Below are 7702 nucleotides of genomic sequence, written 5' to 3' on the forward strand. Positions count from 1 at the left end.
AATGAAGGAAATTCACGCACACATTGATGAACTGGTTCGCGACCACCTGAACGACTTACCTCTGGCCGCCCCGGATTCCAAAGGCTGGGATGCCCTGGAGCGTGAGCTCGATGCTCCTGAAGATTTGCATTTGCGTAATGCACTAACGGGCCTGGCTGCAAATGCCTCGGCAATTGGCTGGCAGGCACTGGAAAATAAACTGGATACCCGCAAGCCTGAAGACGTAAGCCTGGCCGGAAAACTCGATAATTTGCAACCCGCCGTCAGTCCCGGCAGCTGGGAAATACTGGCAAGTCGCCTCGATCAGGAAAATGATAAAGCTGTAGATGCCATCGTCTCCGAAGGCCTGGCCAGAACCACTCCCTCGGTATCCTCCGGATGGGCGGCGCTCGCCGCACGCCTGGAACTCATCGGCTGGCGCCGAAGTACCATCGCTGCCTGGAAGGTTACAGAAGGCTCCCTGCTGCTGTGCCTGATTCTCCTCTTCTTCCGCTTTGCACCGGAGTTCCGGCACCAGCAAGAACCATTCGCAGACCTCGACAATGGCTTCCCGATGCCCATGATGGCGTCAGCTTCTGAACAAAGCGACGAAAGAGCTGACAACAGCCTGCCTGCCGGAAACAGTACGCCTTCAGTGCATCAGCCTAAATCGAAAACGACTAAAACACTTCGCCCGAAATCATCTTCGGTACGGCCTCTGGTGAGTAATCAAGGAGCACAGGCATTGGCGGGCGACGGTGCGCAGGTGCCAGGTGCGGTTGCGGAAGAAACCCCTGAGCTGTATTCACCCGAATCCATCGCGGCGCTGGATATCGACCCGCTCACCAGCCGGATGTACATGCCCAGCCCCGTACTGCAACTGGCTGAAGTCGATAATTCCGTTCCTGCCTATTGTTATATCAATGGCTTCGTTTCTCCGCTTGACGTAAACCAGGTTGTAACACCCGGACACATTGCCGGAGAATACGACATCAGCAGCGAGCGCCGTTTCACGACGGGTTACACCATTGGCGGATTGCTGGACTTTAATAAAGGACGAAATACCCTGCAGATCGGCGTCATTTACTCGCGCCGCTCTTACCTCCCGGCTTCCCTCAAATGGAAGTACCAGGATTACTTCACCCCCCGAAACCCGGTGGAAGGCTACAGCCAGTTTGTTTACCACGCCATCGAGTTCCCCTTCAACTACAAGTTTACCCTGAAGGAAACTACCAACTGGAGGATATCTGCTCGCGCCGGCATGAGCCTGAGCGTAATTGCTAAACCCGAAATCAGAGACCAGGAAGAAGTCGTTGCCAAGCTTGAAGTCTTCGAAGACGGAGTCGCTGAAGATGGCTACGGAACCGGAAGCAGTTTCCTCCCCACCCCCGGAAGCCGCCCGCAACCAAGCACACAGTCTGACTTTTCCAGCGAGAGCGAGTTAAAGGACCCACCAAAAGGATGGTTCGAAGGCGGATCTATTTTGGCCAACTCCAGTTTCTACCTGGGAGGAGGAGTGATCGTAGAGCGCATCATGAACCCCCGCTGGAGTGTGTACGTATCTCCTTCCTTCGGTAGGGTCATCTACCTGCGCGATGAAGACGGAATAGGCCCTTATCGTGATCGTATTCATCTTGGTAGCCTCCGGATGGGAAGTCGCTACCGCTTTGGTGGAAAGAAGAACAAATAAGCCGCTTAAGGTACGCGAAACGGAGCGTGAACCGTGTGTCATTAAACGCACTACTTTCACGAATTTACTGCCTGTCACGTCTCCCTCTCCCTAGGACCTCCGCAGGAAGCCGGGCAGCGAAAGGAGCCGGAAAAGGGGGAACTCCGCGCATCTCGTGATACAAGCACATGAACCTCCAACCCGAAGGCAGCCCGAATACCTTCATTACCGATCTGGCCGGTTATTTAGCCCCGGAAAATCCGGCGACAAGCTGCCGCCACCGGTAAGGATACGCCAGGCGGAAGTAAGCAATGCTTAGGGCGATAGAGGGGAAGATGAGGTCAGTGAATTCTGTCAGAATCTCGTGTCCTGAACTACCCAAAAGGGCCAGTTTGATCACCACAGCGGTGGCCAAACCCAGGAGGAGAAAGTTGAAGTAGAGAACGAAATTATTGAATACTGTTTTCATGGGATGGGGATTTCAGGAACGCAAATAAGAAACACTACAAGGCTAACGCATGAACAGCACGAATTGCTGCCTGACAGTCAGTCGAATACGAATGTAAGTTTGCATCTCTTTTTACTATAGAAGCGTTCGTTTGCCCAAAGGTTGGCACCGAAACGAACGATAGTGTATCACCCCCCAGATCATCAGTACGCCAGACGACTGAATGCTGTGCCGTGCAGCGCACGGTAATTTGAGTATAGCGAATGCGAAAGCCCGTAGGAGTAGTCTCACCTCCACAATATCAGTCAGTCGGAATAAACCGCTGTGATGCATTCGACGGGCAGAAATGGATTGTCGACCAAAAGCTACTCCGCCACCCGAACGCCGAAAACCCGCTTGCCCCAGACAATCCTTCCCGTAACCTCGATACCCGCCGATTGCAACGTGTCGGCCGGAGACCAGCTGACCAGCTGCAGGTCGGCCGTAGTAGAATCCGGATCGACGGGAATACCCGCGCGTCGGAAATAGGGAAGGGCGTTGCTGTATTCCGCCGTTGGCGGAACGTAAGTAGGTAGTTTAACTTCGATCTGCCGCGCAACGCGCGTCGGCCAGTCCCGGGTCGCTTCGTAATACGGGTAGACCTGTACCCAGAAGAACAGCGTGACCAGCAAGCCGGACAGGACGCTTCCGCCAATCGCAAAGTCACGCCGGTCTCCGTAAAGACCGATGACACTGAAGAGCGAAAACATCCAGTAAGCAGCACCCATCCCCAGTGCCGCCCGGAAGCCGGGGCCGGGGAAAGAAACCCCTACTTGTGAAAGAATTATTACCGTAGCGATGAAGGCAAAAATGAGGTGCAGTGTCGCTCCGCCACGAACCCAGTCGCGCCAGGGATAATGCTCTTCCCGAAAGTAGAGTTGCATCTGTTTTCCGGCCACGAGCGCCAGCAGGAGAGGGAAAACCAGGGATTGGGTCAGCAGTCCGATAACGATGCCTGCAGCAAGCAGCTGGCTCGTCTGTTCCTTTCGCTGTACTTTGTAGATCAAATCCCGAATGCCACCCATTAGCCACCCAAACAAGGGGGCCATACCAATTAGCGTATACCCGATGAACTTACCGTAAGCCAGTGGCTGTCCGCCCCAGAACCAGTAGCTACGCACACCCTGATTGCCCTGCAGTACAAGCACTACTAATGGCAGAGCCAGCAACGTTAGCAACATCATCCACTGTTTTCCCCCGCCCATCAGCATGCGCGCCGCAACAATCGTTGTCAGCCCGAAAACGAGGGTGGAGAGCGGAGCGGCAATGCCCCCCAGCAGCAGGAAGATCCCCGCTGGCAGTAAGTGGTTGTTCTCCTTGTCTGCCCCGGCCAGAAGAATGGTCCAGAAAAAACCTGCCTGACCAAGCAGAGCCAATGCGTCGGGTGTTGCTACTTTTCCGAAAAAGGGAAGGAATAAGGATGCACCCGCACACACCAGGCCCAACCCGATGGCTGACTTCCCGAAGAGCTTCCCCGCAAAACGATAGGTGAATACCGCCGTAGCCAGTACAGCTACCGCTGAGAGCAGACGGGGAAAGAGCCAAATGGCCTGTGTTTTTGCGTCGATTGCTTCACCAAGCGGAAAGAGCTTGTGGTACAGAAAGGAAAGCATGGAGCCTCCGCGCTGGTTGCTCAGCGCATGATCGAGGGAAAAACCTTCCGCGCCCGGCCAGACCGTAATCACGTCGCCCCGCAACAGCAACGCCGCTACAAAAAAGAATCCGCTGATCCAGAGGAAAAACTGAAAGCGGGAACTGCGTGCTTCCGGTACTTCCGGAGCTGGCTTTGCGGATGATTTTTTCAGGCGATCTTTTTTAGACATAAAATAGCTTACTTGGTAAGGGCTACCGCTACGACTGAGTTACGGAATTGGAACGTCGTTAAGTTGCCGTTGCCAATTACTCGCCTGTTCGTCTACGGTGAGCAAACAAAGCGCAGGGAAATGGTTGCGGTAGCCAACTTGGTAGCACATTGACTTCTCCCCGACTCACTAACTCATAAACGGCCTAACTGTTTTTCTTGAGGAACTCTTCCGCCAAATTGAGAAAGTTGGTCGCTCCCCGGCTACCGGCGTTAATCATTACCACCGGTAAGTGCATGTTCGGAGCTTCGCTGATACGGGCGTTGCGGTGGATGATAGTATCGAAAACCTGGTCGCCGAATATCTCACGGACCTTCTCTACTACCATATTGGCCAGGCGGAGACGCTGATCGTACATACTCAGCAGGATACCCTCGATCTTGAGGTTCGGGTTAAGCTGAGCCTGGACGAGTTCGATCGTATTCTGAAGTTTGGTCAGTCCTTCCAGGGCAAAGTACTCGCACTGAACGGGCACCAAAACGGTATCCGCAGCCGTAAGGGCGTTGATGGTGAGCAGGCCGAGGCTGGGCAGGCAGTCGATGATGATGAAGTCGTAATCATCACGAACCTTTTCTGTGATATTGGTCTTCATCACATCTTCGCGGCGAAAACGGTTAATGAGCTCTACCTCTGCGCCAGCCAGGTTGATACCGGCGGGAATGAGGTGCAGATTGGGCGTTTCAGTTTCGAAAATCACTTCGTTTACGTCGAGATCGTTTACGATTACGTCGTAGATGGTCTCTTCCAGGTCGTCCGACGGTATACCTACACCGCTCGACGCATTGCCCTGCGGGTCGGCGTCGACGAGCAAGACTTTGCGCTCCAGTATAGCGAGGCTGGCGGCAAGGTTGATGGCGGTCGTGGTTTTACCCACACCTCCCTTTTGGTTCGCGATGGCGATTACTTTTCCCATGGGCTTGTTTCAGACGGGCGAAGTTACGGAATAGTCGGGGAGTCGGGTAGTCAGGTAGTCAGATAGTCAGGGCAATCACAAAGTCCTCTCTGTCTTGCGACAACTGAAGTTGTCGCCTGCAATGAGCAAAGTCCCTTCAGAACTATTCAAAATAAAACGTGCGAGCTTTTAATTGCGCTGGTCAAATAGTCCAACCATCAAACAATCTGCGGTTGTTATTGTCCGGGTGTTAAATCGATACGGGCGCGGCCGCAGGTGCAATGAAGGTTAAAGAAGAGGTGCTTTTCCATCTTTACCGACTCACAACGATCCGCCCTGTTTGCTCCCAAAGCGAACCACCAGCCCTGAGCCGAACCCGGAAAATATATACTCCTGTGGGGAGACTGTTCCGGGGAAGCCAGGTCTGGCCAGCCGTAAAGACTCTTCGCCTGTTTAAATCGAATACTTCCAGCCGTTCGACGGTCACCGGTGTGCCGTTATTACGCGGGTGAAAGACCAGGGCATCGACACCGGCGCGGAGGAGGGTAGGATGCCAGATGTCGACTAACTGATTGTAGCTCTGGGTGCTGGTCTGGAAATCGAGCGTGATGATACGTAGTTGGCCGCATTCCCCCAGTTCCGGAAAGTACTGGTGGTAAACACCCGCTGTGTCGTACGTTGTGCCATCTAGCAGGAGTACTCCACCGGCGTTGAGTATTGTATCGAGATAAGTCGTGTCCGGCGGTAGCGTGATGAGATCGAGGCTCAACGTGGTGCCGCAGGCCCCATCGTCGGGTAAGGAGAGCTCGTAATTTCCCGCCGCAGTGAATACCTGGTTGTTGAAAAAGAGCGTATCCCCGAGGCAGATTGTACTGGTCTGCACTTCCTGGGCCGGAAGCTGAAAACGATAAACGATGCGGTGGACGGAGTCGCATAGCAAGCCTCGGTCAAAGATTACCCGTACGATGCTGTCCGTCGTCAGGGGGAAGCCGTCGGCCAGCACCACGGTGTCGCCCACACAGTAGCGGGCGAGTTCGTTTGATGGGGGTGGAGACGGAGGGGCATCGCTGACCTTAATGAATATCTCTTCGCTCAGGCAGCCGCCGCGACCGGTAACCATTCCTGTGTACAAACCCGCTTCAGAAATACCCCTGGTCAGTTCCGTGCTGCCGTCGTCCCAAACTACGGAGCTTACCTCTGGAATGTCTACATCCCAGGTGAAAAATTTGCTTGCGCAGAGTAAAATAGAGGTGTCTGCGTAAGGTAGCAGGTGCTTAAAAGAAACTGGAGGTGAAACGGTCACGTAGGCGGTGTCTGGGGGGCAGTCATTAGCCGGAACGGTGTAGCGGTATACGCCGTATTCCTGCTCGTTGGGATCCCAAAGGCCATCCGGGTTAAGGTTGGGAAACCAGGTGCCATCCTGACGGGCACGTGGTCCGAGAGCTTCGAGTAAGTCCGCCTCGTCGCCCTCGCAGACAATCAGTTTCGTGTCTGTTCCAGCGTCGCCGTCGAGTACCTGAACGAAGGTGCGCGCCTGATCGGAGCGCAAGCCGCCAGCGTAAGCATAAACTTCAACGATCCGCTCGCCCGGTATGACTTCTTCGGCGGTGACCTCCAGTAGGGTTTGAGAGAGTTGGGTTGCGAAATCCTCATTGGTGGTGTTGGTATTAGTTACGAGATGAATCAGTGTATCTCCAAAGTTTCGCACGGTCAGGCGGTCCGTGGCGGGGCTGGAGAGCAGATCTGTACCCGGCTGGCTGCCCGCCGCACGCAGTTTTATGGTTACAGAGTCAACGTTGCCGACCAGGCTGCGGGTCGTTACGTCGTCGGCAACGGGATAGGTGCGGGTACAGCGGATGTCTTGCCAGAAGTGGGGGCCGAAGCGGCTACCGGAGTTGTCCGTATCTAGGTCGAGTTGAAGCTCGCACACCTGAATGTAGCTGTCGTAAGAAGCGAAACCATACGAAAATCCAAAGGAGGTAGGATCCTCAGAAAAATTAAAAGGAATGAGTCGCTGGTAATGGCTAGCAGGTTGAACCAGCGGCTTATCAAGCACCAGTCAGACGTAGTCTTTGAGCTTCCACAGGCTGCAAGTCCGGCCCAGGATGATCAGTTGGCAGATGAGATGGAGATTTTTGGTCGCGCCGAGCCCGTACTTATCGTACAGATCACTAAATTTACGCAGCTGTGGAGTGAGCATGAGTTGGAGTGGTAGTTAACCCCAAGTTAGTGCTCGCTTCGCGCTTTTGAAAAAATGTAGAGTAGTGTGGCTGTTAGCTCAATGCTGAATATGGTTAGCAGGGTTAATAAAGAGAATACACGCATATTTATTCTTTGAAATGCTCTAGTGGCTAAGCCACTAGAACTTGTACAAAAGGCTTGCACTTCATAGTTGTTGCCATTCACAACTGGAGTTGAGAAAGAAATGGTATTCGTTTGGGCTACTAGTGTAGAGCATAGGCATAGCATAGCCAAGAGCGCAAAGCTCTTAAAGTAATTTAAAATAGTGATGTCGTAATTTGGGTAAGGTTAGTCCGCGCCACTTAATAGTGAGAACACGGAAGGTTATGGATTAGGTAAATATTGATCAATAGGAGCACTGATAAATGCTCTGCCCTAAATATAAGGGGGGGGGAGGAGAGGATTGTGCAACTTATAAATGAGTAATTTCAGCTCATGTCTTATGTTTAAGAGCTTGTTGGGGAATTAAATTTGTCAAAACTAGCTTAAGCACTGCATGGTCATGCTGATATTAGCTAATTTGATGTGCGCTGCCGAACTTTCTACTGTATGCTCGTAGTCTATGGATAGAC

6 protein-coding genes are annotated in these 7702 nt (G+C 53.1%); 2 read left to right on the forward strand and 4 right to left on the reverse strand.

What is annotated here, in order from left to right; genetic code table 11:
• Position 1 precedes the first annotated feature (1 nt).
• Positions 2–1669: a porin family protein gene (locus FUA23_RS20795; RefSeq protein ID WP_147932707.1), complete on the forward strand. Its 1668-nt coding sequence runs from the start codon at positions 2–4 to the stop codon at positions 1667–1669.
• 220 nt (positions 1670–1889) lie between these two features.
• On the opposite strand, the gene FUA23_RS20800 is transcribed toward FUA23_RS20795, so the two are convergent.
• The 4 genes from FUA23_RS20800 to FUA23_RS20815 form a co-directional block, all read right to left on the reverse strand.
• Positions 1890–2117: a hypothetical protein gene (locus tag FUA23_RS20800; RefSeq protein WP_147932708.1), complete on the reverse strand. Its 228-nt coding sequence runs from the start codon at positions 2115–2117 to the stop codon at positions 1890–1892.
• A 344-nt stretch (positions 2118–2461) separates the two neighbouring features.
• Positions 2462–3958, reverse strand: a complete 1497-nt coding sequence (locus tag FUA23_RS20805) for a hypothetical protein (protein WP_147932709.1) — start codon at positions 3956–3958, stop codon at positions 2462–2464.
• A gap of 184 nt (positions 3959–4142) precedes the next feature.
• Positions 4143–4910, reverse strand: coding sequence for a ParA family protein (locus tag FUA23_RS20810; protein WP_147932710.1), 768 nt, complete (start codon positions 4908–4910; stop codon positions 4143–4145).
• Between the two features lie 292 nt (positions 4911–5202).
• Positions 5203–6819 carry a hypothetical protein gene (locus FUA23_RS20815; RefSeq protein WP_147932711.1) on the reverse strand — a complete coding sequence of 539 codons (1617 nt, stop codon included), beginning with the start codon at positions 6817–6819 and terminating at the stop codon, positions 5203–5205.
• A 90-nt stretch (positions 6820–6909) separates the two neighbouring features.
• Here FUA23_RS20815 and FUA23_RS20820 point away from each other — a divergent pair, with 90 nt between their 5' ends.
• Positions 6910–7104, forward strand: a complete 195-nt coding sequence (locus tag FUA23_RS20820) for a hypothetical protein (protein WP_147932712.1) — start codon at positions 6910–6912, stop codon at positions 7102–7104.
• Positions 7105–7702 lie beyond the last annotated feature (598 nt).

Source organism: Neolewinella aurantiaca (assembly GCF_008014675.1).
Taxonomy (GTDB): domain Bacteria; phylum Bacteroidota; class Bacteroidia; order Chitinophagales; family Saprospiraceae; genus Neolewinella; species Neolewinella aurantiaca.